General features: G+C 38.5%; 9 protein-coding genes. All 9 read left to right on the top strand.

Features of this window, described 5'->3' with window-relative positions:
• The first annotated feature begins 68 nt into the window (after nt 1-68).
• Entirely contained in the window at nt 69-2,816 is a 2,748-nt protein-coding gene (locus DHD80_RS14380) for a LuxR C-terminal-related transcriptional regulator (protein WP_251742153.1), read from the top strand.
• Nucleotides 2,817-3,042: 226 nt separating this feature from the next.
• A complete protein-coding gene (locus DHD80_RS14385; RefSeq protein WP_251742154.1) occupies nt 3,043-6,048 on the top strand; it encodes a TonB-dependent receptor in 3,006 nt (1,001 codons plus the stop codon).
• 13 nt (nt 6,049-6,061) lie between these two features.
• A complete protein-coding gene (locus DHD80_RS14390; protein ID WP_251742155.1) occupies nt 6,062-7,639 on the top strand; it encodes a RagB/SusD family nutrient uptake outer membrane protein in 1,578 nt (525 codons plus the stop codon).
• A gap of 2 nt (nt 7,640-7,641) precedes the next feature.
• Nucleotides 7,642-9,354 carry a LamG-like jellyroll fold domain-containing protein gene (locus DHD80_RS14395; RefSeq protein ID WP_251742156.1) on the top strand — a complete coding sequence of 571 codons (1,713 nt, stop codon included), beginning with the start codon at nt 7,642-7,644 and terminating at the stop codon, nt 9,352-9,354.
• Nucleotides 9,355-9,474: 120 nt separating this feature from the next.
• Nucleotides 9,475-10,845, top strand: coding sequence for a glucoamylase family protein (locus tag DHD80_RS14400; RefSeq protein ID WP_251742157.1), 1,371 nt, complete (start codon nt 9,475-9,477; stop codon nt 10,843-10,845).
• Between the two features lies 1 nt (nt 10,846).
• Nucleotides 10,847-13,000, top strand: coding sequence for a glucoamylase family protein (locus tag DHD80_RS14405; RefSeq protein WP_251742158.1), 2,154 nt, complete (start codon nt 10,847-10,849; stop codon nt 12,998-13,000).
• 44 nt (nt 13,001-13,044) lie between these two features.
• Nucleotides 13,045-14,436 carry a glucoamylase family protein gene (locus DHD80_RS14410; protein WP_251742159.1) on the top strand — a complete coding sequence of 464 codons (1,392 nt, stop codon included), beginning with the start codon at nt 13,045-13,047 and terminating at the stop codon, nt 14,434-14,436.
• Nucleotides 14,426-15,238: a prolyl oligopeptidase family serine peptidase gene (locus DHD80_RS14415; protein WP_251742160.1), complete on the top strand. Its 813-nt coding sequence runs from the start codon at nt 14,426-14,428 to the stop codon at nt 15,236-15,238. The genes DHD80_RS14410 and DHD80_RS14415 overlap by 11 nt, the downstream gene beginning before the upstream one ends.
• Nucleotides 15,235-17,043, top strand: a complete 1,809-nt coding sequence (locus DHD80_RS14420) for a family 43 glycosylhydrolase (protein WP_251742161.1) — start codon at nt 15,235-15,237, stop codon at nt 17,041-17,043. The genes DHD80_RS14415 and DHD80_RS14420 overlap by 4 nt, the downstream gene beginning before the upstream one ends.
• Nucleotides 17,044-17,069: the final 26 nt, after the last annotated feature.

A 17,069-nucleotide genomic window follows, 5' to 3' on the forward strand; every position in this document is an offset into this window, starting at 1 on the left:
GATTTGCTGAAAATTACAAAATTCAGGTTAAAAATATGTAACTTTTGAGCTGCTCAATACTTGCTCAAATGCATAAAAATATATTTACTCAATTTATAGCAAGCCTTGTATTATATAGTCTTATATCAATATCAGGCTACGCCCAGGAATTCGTCCCACCCATACAAAATTTTTCCCCCGCAGTATATAATGGGGCAACCCAAAATTGGGATATAACCCAGGCTGATAATGGATTTATTTATTCAGCCAATAATCAGGGTTTGTTGATTTTTGATGGATTAAGCTGGCAGTTAAAAAGTTTGAAGGGGAATGCTATCATAAGATCTGTTTATGCTTTTCAGAATAAAATCTTTACAGGTTCCTTTAAAGAATTTGGATTTTGGGAAGAAGATGAATGGGGAATTTTTAATTATACCTCTTTACAAAGTTTGATGGCAGATCTTGAATTGCGAAGTGAGGAGTTTTGGGAAATTACTTCAATTGGAGAAATAATTTATTTCCGATCCTTTGGGGCAATATATAAATATGACGGGAAGTCTATCGCAAGGCTGGAAAATTCGGTTACAACAGCTTTTGAAAGGTATAATGACAGATTGTTAGTAGCGGGAAGGCGGGATGGCTTATATTATTTAAATGATGACGGTTCAAGAGAAGCTTTGCCAGGAAACTTTTCAATTCTTGAAGAGAGAAATATCATCGATGTAATAGAATGGAATGACCAACTGGTATTGGGGACAAAAGATCGAATTTATCTTTATGAAGCTGGTAGGATTCGTGAGTTCCCCAACCCCGAACTGAATGTTCTGATCTCTAGATTTGAATTAAATCATATTCTAATTATCAGCAATGACGAACTAATTTTTGGAACGGTAAAAAATGGGGTCATCTACTATAACTTTAAAACGGGTAAGATCAATAATTATGCAAGGACTTCCGGACTGCAAAACAATACAGTTCTTGGTCTAACCTATGGCAATGGAAAATTGTGGCTTGCCTTAGATAGGGGTATTGATGTGATTGACCTTAAAGCACCTCTGGAATTTTACACAGATGATAGTGGTGAATTGGGCGCAGTGTATGATGTGATAGATTTTGAAGGGAATACCTATATAGGCAGCAATACCGGGATCTATTCATTTAAGAATGGACAACTTTCTGGATTAAATGAGGGAAAAGGACATACCTGGAATTTGGAAATTATTAATAATCAGCTATACGTAAATCATAATACCGGAATATTTAAAATTAAGGACCAGGAATTAATCCCCATTGAAATTAGAACGGGTTCTTACCATATCGAACGGGTTCCGGGTTCTTCAAATCTTTTGATGATAAGTCATTACACCGGGCTTAGTGTGTATAATTCAGAAACTAAGGAGATTAAAGAAATCACTTCCATTACCTTTCCCATTAAAGATTTTGTTTTTGAAAATCCCAATAAGATATGGGCGGCCCATCCATATGAAGGTTTTTTTGAAATTGAATTTGATAACGACTTAAATGTAACCCGTCTTGTAAAAGAAGAACCTTTAATTGAAGGTCAGCTTAATTATAAACCGGAAGTCTATAAAATCAATAATCAGGTTATAGTTTTTATAAGCGGGCAATGGTTTATGTATAACTCTTTTCAGGATAAATTTGAAAAATTTGAAGAATTTGAAAAGTACACTAATGAGCGTTTGATCGATGCTAATAATTCTGAATATTACTTTGTGAATGAAGAGGACAATAGCCTCAAAATTGTAAGGGAGGGGAATGAGATTATAATTTCAGATAATGAGTTTGATGAACGTTTGGTGAAGTCTAATGAAAATATTGTGAAAGCTAATGATTCTACTCTCTATGTGACCCTCAATGATGGTTTTGCCAGGGTAGATTTGTACAGGCTTGAACAAAATCTTAAGGAAAATAAGATCAGCAAACCTGTTCTAAGAACGATATCAGATAACTCCAATTATTACCGCAGATCAAATAATAGTCAAATTACTTATAAAGATTCCCGGAACTTGAATCTAAAAGTTGGGTTGCCCTTTAATGAAAAAGAGGAGCTCACCTATTTACTTTCGGGTGAGGACAGTATTTCTGGAGTAGTAAAAGGCGGGTTAATAGAGCTAAGAAACCTGGATTATGGGGATTATTCCCTAAATGTAAAATCTTCAAAATCTGAAACTCCCTATAAAATCTGGAGTTTTTCTATTCTTCCTCCGTGGTACCTGTCCAATTGGATGAAATTTTTATATGCTTTAATATTTATTCTTGGTCTGGCGTTGATCTTTTATTTTAATAAGATAAAACTGAAAAAGCATCAAAAGCATTTGGAGTTGAAATTTGAACAGGAGCACAAAGAGCGGCTGGAAAAATTGGAAAAAGAACGTTTAATGCATGAAATTGATGTAAAGCGAAAAGAACTGGCCAATACTACGATGATGGCTGCCAAGAAAAATGAAGTGCTTATGGAGATTCATAATGAGTTGAATAAAGACAAAGTGAAGTTCAGTAATCAGTTTCGGCTGAAGCATATTATGACCAAAATCAATAGGGCAGTTAAGAATAAAGATGAATGGAAGGTTTTTGAAACTAATTTTAATGAAGTACATGAAGACTTTTTTAAAGCGATATTGGAGAAATATCCAAACCTGACCAGTAAGGATCTAAAGCTTTCTTCCTATCTAAAAATGAATTTAAGTTCCAAGGAAATTGCCCCTTTAATGGGAATATCTGTAAGAGGGGTAGAAGTACACCGTTATAGATTAAGGAAGAAAATGGGATTGGATAGTAAAATTAATTTAACAAAATTTCTCATCAAAAATTTCTAATAAACTAAAAGAAAAGCCAATAATTAAGAAAAAATCACTACTACATTGCTACATCATATAGATAAAAAGCTTATAAAAATTTACTTCAAAAAAATCGTATATGCAAGATAATCAATGACTTAAAATAAATTTTCACCTGATGTATTAGATGTGTACTACAACGTTTGCGTAAAAAAGGGCTTCCCTTGTATATTTATGACATACTTAAGCAAAACATCCAACCAGCATGAAGAAAAAAATACTCTTAGCAATTGCGCTTTTTATTAGTTTTTACGGCATTAATTACGCGCAGGAAAAAACCATAAGCGGTACTATTACAGATAATAATGCAGTTCCTTTACCGGGAGCCACTATTAAGGTAATAGGTAAGGACATATTTGCAGTAACCGATTTTGATGGAAATTTCACATTAAATAACGTTGTTGCAGGTGATGTTTTCGAAATAAATTTTTTAGGCTTTCAGACTTTAGAAGTTCCAATAACAGGCCAAACTACTTATCAAGTTCAATTACAGGAAGATGCCGGCCAATTAGATGAAGTTATTGTTGTTGGTTATGGAACCCAGAGAAAGCGAGATCTAACTGGAGCGATATCCACAATAGATTCAGAAGAGATTGAAAAAACTCCCACATCTAACGTGATGCAATCCTTACAGGGTAAAGTATCCGGTGTTCAAATCGTAAGTGCGGGTTCTCCTGGAGATTCACCAACGGTGAGAATTAGGGGATTAGGAACATTTCAAAATGCCACCAGCGTCCTGTATGTGGTAGATGGAACATTATATGACAATATCGATTTTCTTAATACAAAGGATATTAAATCTGTAAACGTTTTAAAAGATGCATCTTCTTCAGCAATATATGGAGTTCGTGCTGCAAACGGAGTGGTGATTATCGAAACGAAGTCAGGTAAAAAAAATCAGAAACCTGTTATTGAATATGATGGGTATACAGGTATTCAGCGAGCTCAAAATGTAATGAAAATGGCCAATGCCGAACAATTTACAACTATGGCTTTTGAATCTGGATCTGCTGCTGATGCTCAGTTTGTTATGAATGCCATGCAGCGTTATGGTCGTAGCAGGGTGAACCCTAATATTCCTGCTGTAAATACAGATTGGTATAAAGAAGTTCTTAGAGAAGGGATTATACAAAACCACAGTATTGGTGTTGCCGGTGGTGGTGAAAGTGTCACTTATTCAATTGGGACTAACTACTTTACCCAGGAAGGTATTTTGGATATGAAGAACGAATATGAAAGATTCAATATTAGGTCTAAAGTAGATATCGACATCTCCGATAGGCTTAGAGCTGGTGTAAATACCGTTATTAGTAACGCCACAAAATATGTCCCGGAAAACGCCGCGTGGTTTAAAGCCTATTTTGCAGTACCTATTATGCCAATTATCGATCCTTTAAATACTGAAGCATCTCCAATTCGATTTGCGAATGCCCAAAACCTGGGGTATAGAGGGACGCAAAACCCTTTTACAGACCTTACTTATAACGATAACAAGCAAAAAATCAGAAAGATATTGGCAAGTATCTTTTTTCAATACGAGATTATTCCAGATAAGTTAGATTTTAAAACTACCTATAGTCACAACCTTTCAGATTTTGAAGAACGCTATGTAAACCTTCCTTATACTTTAGGGAACAATTTTGAAAGAATTTCGTCGATAAGAAGAGTAGATAATACTTTCTCCAACCAATATTGGGATAATATTTTGACTTATGATGAGGAATTTGGGGAACATGATCTAAAATTAATGGCCGGTGCATCCTATCGTGATGAAGCAGCCAATACTTTTAATGCAACAGGGCAGGATATCACAGGGATTAGCCTTGAGTCCAGTTGGTATTTGAACTTTGCAGATCCTGAGTCTTTTAACAATAATGTGAATGAAATAGGGAGGAGATATTATGGTATTTCTTACTTCGGAAGGTTGGAATACAGCTTTATGGATAGATATTTGTTGTATGCTACCATGCGGGCAGATGGTTCTTCAAAATTCACCAAGGATCCTTGGGGCTATTTCCCTTCAGTAGGACTTGGTTGGGTAGTTTCTGATGAGAATTTCCTAAAAGACAATGAGTTTATTGATTTTCTGAAATTTAGAGCGAGTTGGGGTAAACTGGGTAATGATAATGTTGCTGCCAGTGATGGCTCCAATACCATTACGGTGGTGACTGCTGCAATTGATGATGAGCCAAGAACCGGAATTACTTCAAGCAGTGTATTTTCAAACAACACCTGGGAAGTTATTGAAGAGAAAAACTTTGGTTTAAACCTGGAACTTTTGGATAATGACCTTTCCATAACCGCCGATTATTATATCAGGGATACTAAAGATGCAATCCTTCCGGTTTTTATTCCCATTGTGAACAGATCTGTAAACCAGAATTCCGGAGTAATTAGAAACCAGGGACTTGAATTAAACGTAGATTATAATCATCAGGTAAATGAGGATTTCAGTTTTTCAATTGGAGCGAATTTTACCACCCTTAAAAATGAGGCAATAGAAATCGATAACGAAAGTGGTTATATAGATTCAGGATCAGCTGAATTCCGCCAGAGAACTCAGGAAGGCGGCCCGTTATTTGCATTCTATGGTTATGAAAGAACCGGAGTATACCAAAATCAGGCTCAGGTAGATGCAGACCCTGTAGCAGTTGAAAACGATCTTGCACCAGGAGATCTAATTTATAGAGATCAAAATGGTGATGGAATAATTGATGATCAGGATCGTATTATCCTTGGTTCATTCCTTCCGGAATATACTTTTGGGGGAAACATAGGATTCAACTATAAATTCTTAGATTTTTCAATGAATTTCTATGGTCAAACCGGGAACAAAATCCTTAACAGAAAAAGGGGTGAGATCATTTTTACCCAGGATACCAACATGGATGCTGATTTGGCGATCAATAGATGGCATGGTGAAGGAACGAGTAACACGTATCCATCTTCAGCGGGTCTGAGAAAATCTTGGAACCAAAGATTAAGTAATTTCTGGGTAGAGGATGGCGATTTCTTCAGAATTCAGAATATTCAGGTGGGTTATACCATTGAAAATGATAATTTGCCTACCACCAGAATATATTTCACGGCAGAAAGACCATTTACCTTTTTTGATTATAATGGTTTTGATCCGGAAGTATCAGATGGGGTAGATAGACAAACATACCCAATACCTTCAGTTTATACTGTAGGCCTAAATATTAAAATATAAAAAAAAGCGCATAATGAAAAGAATTAAAAATTTGTTTTTAAGCGTATTATCAGTTTTTGTACTGGGAGTTTCCTTTTCCTGTACAGATAAATTGGATTCGCAGGAAGGTCAGCTTAATACAAGCGACCTTGATTATACAGACACGGAGGATATGATCCAGCCACTGCTGGGGGCATATTCTGAATTTACCTCTCGTGGCTGGGAAGAGCCATTGTTACTTGGTGTTAGGGGTGATGATGTAAATGCAGGTGGTGAAGGGGATCAGCAGCCTTTTGCTGATACCGATAGGTTCGTTTACAGCAAAGATTATTGGATGTACAACTCACTGTGGGCTGTTCACTATAATGATATTGTGAATATGAACGCTGCGATTTTGCAGATCGAGAACTTCAAACAATTTGCTGATGCCGATGGGGTTGCCCTTGCCGACCAGTACATAGCCGAAATTAGTGTTTTAAGAGCCTGGTTCCATTTAAACCTTGCCAAGGTTTGGGGTGACGTTTTTATCATTACTTCAAACCAGCCTTTAGAAGAAGTTCAGGATGGACCTCAGTCTAAAGAAGCTGTATTACAGTGGATTTCAGACCAAATGGATATAGCTATTCCAAACCTTCCAAATCTGAGACCGAATGAAAGAGCCGATATCCCTGGGGGGGTAACTGCTTATACCGCTTACGCGATTAAAGCTTTGGCCAATCAGGAGCTTGAAAATTATCAGGGTGTTGCAGATGCAGCTGGAAAAATTATCAATTCCGGTAGATTTTCATTATATCCTGATTTTTATCAATTATTCAAAAAACCAGGTGAGCTAAGCGATGAAAGTTTACTTGAGATGCAATATTCAGATTTTGGTAGTGAAACCGGGGATGCTGTGTATCACTTATACGCCCCTTTTGGACCTCAAAACTGGACACCGGCAAGAGAAAACGCTTCTAGCGGTTGGGGATTCTATGAACCAAGTTTAAAATTTATCAAATTTATGCTTGATAGAAATGAATCCGTTAGGCTTCAAACCAGCGTATTGTTTACTGATAGGGGAATTACAGAATTGAAGGATGATGGTTATACAAACCTTCCCGGTCTTGTAAGTAACACCACACCTTCAGGGGATGTAATCAATGATTATGCTAGGGCATTATTTGCCAGTGGCAAACATTATTTACCTTCTAATCAATTAACTGATGGTAGAAATGACTACGGCGCAGGAAAAAATATGATCGTAATTAGATATGCGGAAATTTTATTGATGTATGCAGAAGCGATTACACATGGAGCAAGTGCAAATGGAATTTCAGCAGATGAAGCTGTAAATATGGTGAGATCAAGAGCAGGAATGTCCGCCTTAATCGGTGTGACTACAGATCAGGTTCTTGATGAGAAATTCGCCGAGCTGGCCATGGAATGGGGAATTCGTTATTATGACATGATCCGTTTAGATAAATATAACGAGTTGAGCTATGATGGTAGAACGTTTACTGCAGGAGATGAGTTATTACCTTATCCACAAGCTCAGGTAGATGCACTTCCTTTACAATCAAATGCAGAATTGAACGCCATAAGAATTTCAAATGAATTAATGATAAATCAATAATTATGAAAAACACTATAAATAAATTATTTGGATTTTTCGTTTTTGCAATCCTTTTCAGCTCCTGTGAGTATGATGGGATAGACCCTATCACTCAGGTAGAGCCGGGTGCAGATGCAGGTGCGCCTGAAGTAACTATTAGTTCGCCGGCGGAAGGAAATACGATTAAAGTTCTTGACGAAGTTTCTTCCATAACCATAAAATTTAATGTTGTTGATGATATAGAAATAGCTAACATCGAAGTAATGGTAGATGGGAATATGGTCGCTTCTATGAGTGACTTCAAAGACTACCGCATAGTAAACGATGAAGTTGTTTATAATAATATTACCAATGGAGAGCATACTGTAACCGTTAAAGCTACAGACCTTGAAGGCAATGTTACTACAAAAACGGTCAATTTTAGCAAAGAGCCACCGTATACCCCTAAATTCGAAAATGAGTATTTGTATTTGCCATTTGATGGGGATTATGTAGACCTAATTACACTAAAAGCTTCAGATGTAACCGGTAATCTTGACTTTGCGGGAGAATCCTTTTTAGGAAGCAATTCCTTTACCGGGTCTCAGGATGCTTATTTGACTTTGCCATTTGATGGAAATATAGGTACAGAATTTACGGCCTCTTTCTGGTATAAAGTAAGTTCAGACCCTAATAGGGCTGGAATTTTAGTTGCCGGTGATGATGCCGATGATCGTAACCAGGGATTCCGCTTATTCCGTGAAGGAAGTGCAGATGAACAAAGGCTGAAGTTGAATGTAGGTTTTGGGACTGGTGAAAGCTGGAATGATGGTGGGGTATTAGATGCCAATGCTGGAGAATGGGTTCACGTAGCCTTTACAGTTAGTAATACCGAAACAAAGATCTATTTTGACGGTGTAGAACAAAACACCGGAACTATGCCTTCAGCTATTGACTGGACGGGGGTTGAAAAACTAACCATTGGATCTGGTGGAGAAACTTTTAGTTATTGGGGCCACTTATATGATAGCAGTGCCATCGATGAACTTAGATTTTTTGATGCTGCTTTATCTCAGGAAGAAATTCAGAATTTGATCAACTCTTCTTCGGCAACTTTACACCTTTCTTTTGATGGTTCTTATCAGGACGATGTTTCTAACCGTGAAGTTACTGTGGTGGGGAACCCAGATTTCGCAGGTGATTCTGTTGAAGGAAACAATGCGTATGCCGGTGCAGCAGATTCTTATTTAACTACCCCGGCTGAGGGTTTAACCAGTAGTAATTTTAGTGCAACTTTCTGGTATAAAGTAAATGCAGATCCAGATCGTGCAGGTATTTTAGTAATTGGACCTCCAGATACCGAAAATCCTGATGCACAGAATAAAAGAACGAGTGGTTTCAGGTTATTTAGGGAAGGAAACGCTGAAGAACAAAGGATCAAATTAAATGTTGGAACAGGAGAAGGCGACAGCTGGAATGATGGCGGTGTTATAGATGTAACTGCCGGCGAATGGGTTTTTGTAGCCTTTACAATTTCAGAAACCGAAACAAAAATTTATCTGAATGGTGATTTGGCCAATACCGGCACCTTATCCAATCCAATAGACTGGACCGGGGCAGATATTCTTTCGATCATGTCTGGTGCTCCAAGATTTACAGGTTGGAATCATTTATCAGACTCTAGTTTTATGGATGATCTAACTTTATATAATAAAGTGCTTACCGCAGACGAGGTTCAGTCTTTAATGGCTGAATAGTTTACATAGATTAAAGCTCCGGGTCTGAAATGCCCGGGGCTTTTTTTTAATTATTCGGATTTTGGTTTTAACCTTTTCTGAAGTTCGTCCTAGATCTTCAGAAAGATAACGCATGTACAAATGAAATACTCAGGTTTAGTTTTATCGTTAGGATTATTTATCGTTGTGTCCTGTTCTAATAATGATGGCCCTGGATATCAGGAGCCATATATTCCAGGTACAGATGATGTTGGAGAAACTCCTCCTCCGGATGAAGAGGTAGAAACTTTGACTGATGATGAACTCCTTGATCTGGTTCAGGAAAAGACCTTTGGTTATTTCTGGGACTTCGCTGAACCTAATAGCGGGATGGCAAGGGAAAGGTCACAAGACGACGCCTATGGTGGTGATAGTCCAAATATTGTTACGATGGGAGGGAGCGGTTTTGGTATCGCTTCATTTCCTGCTGCAGTAGAAAGAGGATTTATCAGTCGGGCAGATGCTGTAAACCGTTTAGAAAAAATTCTTGATTTTTTAGAAAGCGTTCCTACTTATCATGGGGTTTATTCTCATTGGTATATGGGAAATACTGCTCAAACCAGACCTTTTAGTACAAAAGATGACGGTGGCGATCTTGTGGAAACCGCTTTTTTAATGGAGGGTTTATTGATCAACCGTCAATTTTTTGATGATGCCGGAGATCAGGAATCCGGAATCCGCGACCGTATCACTGCCATTTGGGAAGCTGTTGAATGGGACTGGCATACTAAAGGTGAAAATGTGCTTTACTGGCACTGGTCTCCCACGTATAACTTTGAGATCAATTTACCTATAAAAGGTTGGAATGAATCCCTGATTGTTTATGTTCTGGCAGCTTCCAGTCCTACCCATCCCATTACCAAAGAAGTATATACAGAAGGTTGGGCTTCCAGTGGAAGTATCGTGACAAACAGGTCACATTACGGTTTCAATATGCCGTTGGGTCCAAACTATGGCGGACCGTTATTCTTTAGTCATTATTCATTTATTGGCCTTGACCCTAGAAATCTTAGTGATCAATATGCCAATTATTGGCAACAAAATACTGCACACGCTATGATCAACTATACCTATAGCGTGAACAATCCAAAAAATTACGCAGGATATGGGGAAGATACCTGGGGTTTAACCGCTTCAGATAGTCATGAAGGTTATGCGGCTCATAGCCCTACCAATGATCTTGGAGTGATAACTCCAACTGCTGCCTTATCTTCTTTTCCCTATACTCCTGATGAATCTATGACCGCACTGCGTCATTTCTATGAAGATCTAGGCAGTAAGATCTGGGGGACTTATGGATTCTATGATGCTTTTTCTGAGGAACATAACTGGTATTCCAATGGATACCTGGCTATAGATCAAGGGCCTATTGTAGGGATGATTGAAAATTACAGGACGCAATTACTTTGGAATCTTTTCATGGCAGATGAGGATGTGCAAGGCGGACTGGATAAACTGGGATTCACCTACTAATATGAAAAAAGAAAGTTTCATATTCGTATTACTTCTATTGCCATTTATCAATTTTGGCCAGGAACCCGAATACAATAAAACTTTCTTCGATAACAGTTTAATGGAAAACAGCTGGTTTTACAGCGAAGTCTCTTATTCCATACCTTCCTTTGTTTTAAATGTTGAAAAAAGGCTTCCCCTAGAAAAGGACGTTGCCTTCACTCCCGGAAATAGCTTAAGCCTAAATTATACTTCTTCGGAGGGTGGTACATGGGAAGTGAATTTAAAATATCCGAAATCGAGAGGTAAAGATTTTCTGAAAGAATCGAAGACGCTTAGTTTTTGGATATATACCCCTGAAAATATCAAAGCTGAAATCTTACCTGAAATCGCTCTTAACATCGGGAATTCAACTTCAGATTTTTTACCATTTTCAAAATATTTCCGAGGTGATATTTCTGAAAAATGGATACAGGTAAAAATACCTGTTTCAGATTTCGGGATTAGGCTTTCTTCAGATGAGATTAGCGGTTTGAAATTTCGCCAAAATGGAACTGATGGTTTAGAACATCAGATTTTTCTCGATCAGGTAGAATTTCTTTCGGAGCAAATGAATGCTAAAAATCTTCCCGTTCCTGAAATTTTATCTTCAAGAGGCTATGAGCGGCATGTTGATATTGCCTGGAATCCGGTGGGTTTGGAGAATGTTCGCTATATAAAAGTATACAGGTCACAGGATGATAAAAATTATACAGCGGTAGGAATTCAGGATCCTTTAGAATTTAATCTTTTCACAGATTTTACTGGCGTTCCAGATCAAAAATATCACTATAAAATAAGTGCACTGGGTTATGATTATGCTGAATCTAACCTTTCTGAATCAAGCGAAGCTGAAACCAGGCAAATGAATGATGAGGAATTGCTGGATATGGTGCAGGAAGCAGCTTTTCGTTATTACTGGGATGGAGCCGAAGAAAATAGTGGTCTGGCGCTTGAAAATATTCCCGGCCGGAAAAATATGATTGCTACGGGGGCATCTGGTTTCGGATTAATGGCGTTAATCGTTGGCGCTGAAAAAGGTTTTATCCAAAAGGATGAGTTTTTAGAGAGAATTGAAAAAGTTGTTGATTTTATTGAAAAAAGCGATCGCTTTCATGGCGCGGTTTCCCATTTTATTGATGGTCCTTCAGGAAAAGTGGAACCTTTCTTTGGAGAGGTAGACAATGGTGCAGATCTCGTAGAAACCTCTTTTTTTATGCAGGGCTTGGTAAGTGTAGGAGAATATCTTTCGGAAGATATTTCCGAAGAAAAAATTTTAAAAGAAAGGATTAATAGGATTTGGGAAGCTGTAGAATGGGACTGGTTCAAAAAAACTGAAGATAGCAAGTTTTTATACTGGCATTGGTCTCCGGACCATAACTGGCAAATCAATCATCAACTTATTGGATGGAATGAAACCATGATCACCTATTTTATGGCCATTGCATCTCCCACGCATGGAATTTCTCCGGAAATGTATTACACTGGCTGGGCGAACCAGGATCAGGTAGCTCAGGATTATCGATCAAATTGGGGTAAAACCCTCGAAGGTTCGATGTTTACTAATGGCACGAATTATTTTGGTATTCCTCTAAAGGTTGGGGTGAGTAACGGCGGACCTTTATTTTTTACCCATTATTCCTTTTTAGGTCTCGATCCTCACAAAATGGAAGATAAATACACTAATTATTTTGACAATAATCAGGATATCGCGAAGATCAATTATCGGTATTGTGTAGAAAATCCCAATAATTTTGAAGGACTCGGAAAGGACAGTTGGGGATTGACCGCAAGTGACGGCCCATGGGGTTACAAAGCAAGGGAGCCAAAACAGGAAAATGATGATGGAACTATGGCCCCTACAGGTGCAATTTCATCTTTTCCCTATACTCCTGAAAAATCGATGGCGGCGCTCAAGCATTTTTATAGGGACAACGGAAAATTTCTCTGGGGAGAATATGGGTTTAGGGACGCTTTTAACCTTACTGAAGACTGGGTAGCGGAAATTTTTATGGGCTTAAACCAGGCCCCCATGGTTGTGATGATCGAAAATTACCGTTCCGGACTTTTATGGAACCTGTTCATGAAAAATAAAGATGTTCAGCAGGCAATTTCAAAAATTAAACAAACGGAATGAAAAGGACTGTCAACTATTAAAGAACCAACCCAAAAATGATATTGATGTTTAAAAAATTTATATTTCCTGTTCTTTTTCTGAGCCTTTGTTTAGGCTCATGTAAAAATAATAGCGACAAAAAACTTACGGATAATAAAGACGAACTAAAAGGCGACTCTTTAGAGATCTCAGATGAAGCTTTGTTGGATTCAGTACAAAAACAAACCCTGAAATATTTTTGGGATTATGCAGAACCTAATAGTGGCATGGGAAGGGAACGTTTTCATCCAGATGGTAATTATCCAAAAGATGATGCGCATGTGGTCACCACCGGGGGAAGCGGGTTTGGGCTTATGGGAATAGTAGCAGGAGTGGACCGCGGATTTATCCCCAGGGATTCGGCCGTGGCAAGATTAAATAAAGTTGCCGATTTTCTAGATAAAGCTCCACGTTTTCATGGAGCCTGGCCACATTGGTTGAATGGAGAGACAGGAGAAGTTCAGGCTTTTGGTGAAAAGGATAATGGAGGCGATATTGTAGAAACATCCTTCCTAGCTCAGGGTTTCATTGTTGTAAGGGAATATTTAAAAAATGGTTCAGAAGAAGAGAAGGCCATTGCGGCAAAGTATGATAAACTTTGGAAGGGGATAGAATGGAATTGGTATACGAACAATAAGAATGGTATTTTCTGGCACTGGTCACCAACTTATGAATGGGAAATGAACTTTATGATAGAAGGTTATAACGAATGTTTAATCACTTATGTTATGGCAGCATCTTCTCCTGAATATGCCATCAAACCTTCAGTGTACCACAAGGGTTGGGCTCGAGGTGGGGACATCACTACAGATGTTGAAGCATACGGTTTGCCCCTTATTTTGAAACACAACACGGGCGGTGATAAAGGCGGGCCTTTATTTTGGGCACATTATTCTTATTTGGGCTTGAATCCCAAAGGTTTGGAAGATAAATATGCTAATTATTGGGAATTGAATAAAAATCATTCGCTTATCAATTATGAATATTGTCTTGAAAATCCGAAAGGTTTCGCTACCTATTCTGATAAATCTTGGGGTTTAACCGCGAGTTATACTAGAAGTGATGATGGAAGTGTTGGTTATGCGGCCCATTCCCCAGATAGTGATAGAGGTGTGGTTTCACCAACTGCAGCTATATCATCTTTACCCTATACTCCCGAACAATCCATGAGGGCTATGCGTTATTTTTATACAGATCTTCATGATCTTTTATGGGGCCCTGCAGGTTTTTATGATGCTTATACCTTGGAAAATGGAGAAGAATGGGTTGCAGAGAAATACCTCGCCATTGACCAGGGGCCAATGATCGTTATGATAGAAAATTATCGTTCAGGCTTGATCTGGGACCTGTTTATGGGCGCTCCGGAAATTCAGAATGGATTAAAATCTTTAGACTTTACTTATGGAAATGCAGAATAAAATTATTTGGTTGTTATTGATCGCCTGTGGCTTTCAGCTTCAAGCGCAGGATAAGCAGGAATTTAAAAAAGAACATTTAATTCAGAATAAGGATACCCTGAATTACCGGATTCTTTATCCTCCTCATTTTTCAAAAGATTCAATTTATCCCGTGGTGCTCTTTTTACATGGCGCAGGGGAGCGTGGGAATGATAATGAAACTCAACTAGTCCATGGTTCAGATCTTTTTCTAAAAACAGAAAATAGGGAGAACTATCCCGCGATTGTCATTTTTCCGCAGGCTCCAAAAGAAGATTATTGGGCGCAGGTGGATGTTGATAGGTTCAGTTACCCCCTGGATTTTAAATTTCATCAAGGTGGCGAACCCACCAAATCCCTGGGATTGACCATGAAATTAATTGATTCTATCGCTTCGGAAAAGTTCGTTGATACGAGCCGAATATACGTTGGCGGCCTTTCTATGGGTGGAATGGGGACTTTTGAAATCATTTCCCGAAAACCGGAAATGTTCGCCGCGGCTATTGCTATTTGTGGCGCTGCAGATACTACTATATCTGAAAAATATAGGGACAATTTTTTCATCTGGGTTTTTCATGGCCTAAAAGACGATGTGGTTAATCCTGAATATTCCAAAGAAATGGTTGCTGCGATCAACAAAAATGGCGGGAACGCAAACCTTACTTTATATAAAGATGCGAATCATAATAGTTGGGATGCTGCATTTTCTGAACCTTATTTACTTGATTGGTTATTCTCTCATAAGAAGGATGATCAGCTGGAATTATCTTTAGAAAATAAATGAAAGATTTTAAGAATATACTTATATCAATAGCCTTATTATTTGGGTTCAGCGTTTATGCACAAGAGATGCTAGTTCCCGAAACCTATTGTAATCCATTGGATATTGATTATACCTATATGGTTTACAATTCCAGCAAGAATATTTCCTACCGTTCCGGTGCCGATCCGGCAGTAATTGAATTCCGGGGTGAATACTTCATGTTTGTCACCCGTTCTTTTGGTTACTGGCATTCCAGCGATTTAATAAATTGGGAATTTATAAAACCAAAACAATGGTTTTTCGAGGGGTCCAATGCACCAACCGCTTTCAATTATAAAGATTCACTGGTATACTTTGCAGGTGATCCCGCGGGTTACGGGAGCATTCTTTACACCGATGACCCGAAAAGTGGTAAATGGACACCTACCGCTTCAATTACTAATAATATCCAGGATTCGGAATTGTTTATTGATGATGACGGTAAATCTTATCTTTATTGGGGCTCGTCGAACGTACATCCCCTTAAGGTGAAAATGCTGAATAAAGACGACCGTTTCCTTGAAACCGGGGTGGAAAAAGAATTGATTAACCTGGTTGAAGAAGAACACGGCTGGGAACGCTTTGGAGAGAATAATTTCCATCCCACCTTAAAGGAAGGATACATGGAAGGAGCTTCCATGACCAAACATAAAGGTAAATACTATTTGCAATATGCGGCACCAGGCACACAATTTAATGTGTATGCCGATGCTGCTTATGTGGGCGAAACACCAGTTGGTCCATTTACTTATATGAAAAATAATCCCATGAGTTTTAAGCCGGGCGGTTTTACTAATGGTGCCGGCCATGGGATCACCATGAAACAAACCAATGGGCAGTACTGGCATTTTGCCACCATGGCTCTAGCCTCCAACTCTCACTGGGAACGTCGTCTGGCAATGTTTCCCACCTATTTTGATGACGAGGGATTGATGTATTCCAATACCAGCTACGGCGACTATCCGCTGTTTGGACCGAATCATCCAACAAAAGCGGGACAGCATAGCGGCTGGATGTTGCTTTCTTACAAAGGAAAAGCAAGAGTTTCCTCTTCGAAAATGCAGATAAAGAAAAGTACTTCTACAGATGATGATTTCGAAATCACCGAAATGCCACTGGAAAAGAATAGTGAAGGTGAAATAATTTCGAAGGTTTTAACCGACGAAAGTCCGAAATCTTTCTGGGTTGCTGAAGCCAATGATGATAAGCAATGGGTGGAGATTGAAATGCCCACAACCGGAAATATCTATGCATTTCAATTGAATTTTCATGATGAAGAATCGGGTATTTATACCCGAACTGAAGGTTTAAGACACCGGTTTACCCTGGAGGTTTCAGAAGATGGTAAACAATGGGAAACCGTGGTAGACAGAAGTAAGAGTTATAAGGATGCGCCGAACGCTTACATTACCCTTAATCAACCTGTGAAAGGAAAATACGTCCGCTATAATAACGTGGAGGTTCCGGGGAATAACCTGGCCTTATCAGAAATAAGGGTTTTTGGGAAAGGATTAGGTAAGAAACCTGCAAAGGTTAAGGAATTCAAAGTTTCACGCGAAAAAGACCGTAGAAATGCCTCTTTAACGTGGAAACCGATTAAAGGTGCTCAGGGTTATAACATCCGCTGGGGCATTGCACCAGATAAATTATATCAATCCTGGCTAATTTATGATGTAAATGAGCATTTTATGCGCAGCCTGGACCGCGATACAAAATATTACTTCAGTATAGAAGCATTCAATGAAAATGGGATTTCAGAAAGATCGGAAATAATAGTATTAGAGTAAATCCAAAAAAACCAAATAGGAAATCA

This window comes from Gramella sp. AN32 (assembly GCF_023718305.1).
GTDB lineage: Bacteria > Bacteroidota > Bacteroidia > Flavobacteriales > Flavobacteriaceae > Christiangramia > Christiangramia antarctica.

Coding starts and splice junctions, on each gene's coding strand:
- DHD80_RS14380 (WP_251742153.1), top strand. CDS start 69: ATGCATAAAAATATATTTACTCAATTTATAGCAAGCCTTGTATTATAT.
- DHD80_RS14385 (WP_251742154.1), top strand. CDS start 3,043: ATGAAGAAAAAAATACTCTTAGCAATTGCGCTTTTTATTAGTTTTTAC.
- DHD80_RS14390 (WP_251742155.1), top strand. CDS start 6,062: ATGAAAAGAATTAAAAATTTGTTTTTAAGCGTATTATCAGTTTTTGTA.
- DHD80_RS14395 (WP_251742156.1), top strand. CDS start 7,642: ATGAAAAACACTATAAATAAATTATTTGGATTTTTCGTTTTTGCAATC.
- DHD80_RS14400 (WP_251742157.1), top strand. CDS start 9,475: ATGAAATACTCAGGTTTAGTTTTATCGTTAGGATTATTTATCGTTGTG.
- DHD80_RS14405 (WP_251742158.1), top strand. CDS start 10,847: ATGAAAAAAGAAAGTTTCATATTCGTATTACTTCTATTGCCATTTATC.
- DHD80_RS14410 (WP_251742159.1), top strand. CDS start 13,045: ATGTTTAAAAAATTTATATTTCCTGTTCTTTTTCTGAGCCTTTGTTTA.
- DHD80_RS14415 (WP_251742160.1), top strand. CDS start 14,426: ATGCAGAATAAAATTATTTGGTTGTTATTGATCGCCTGTGGCTTTCAG.
- DHD80_RS14420 (WP_251742161.1), top strand. CDS start 15,235: ATGAAAGATTTTAAGAATATACTTATATCAATAGCCTTATTATTTGGG.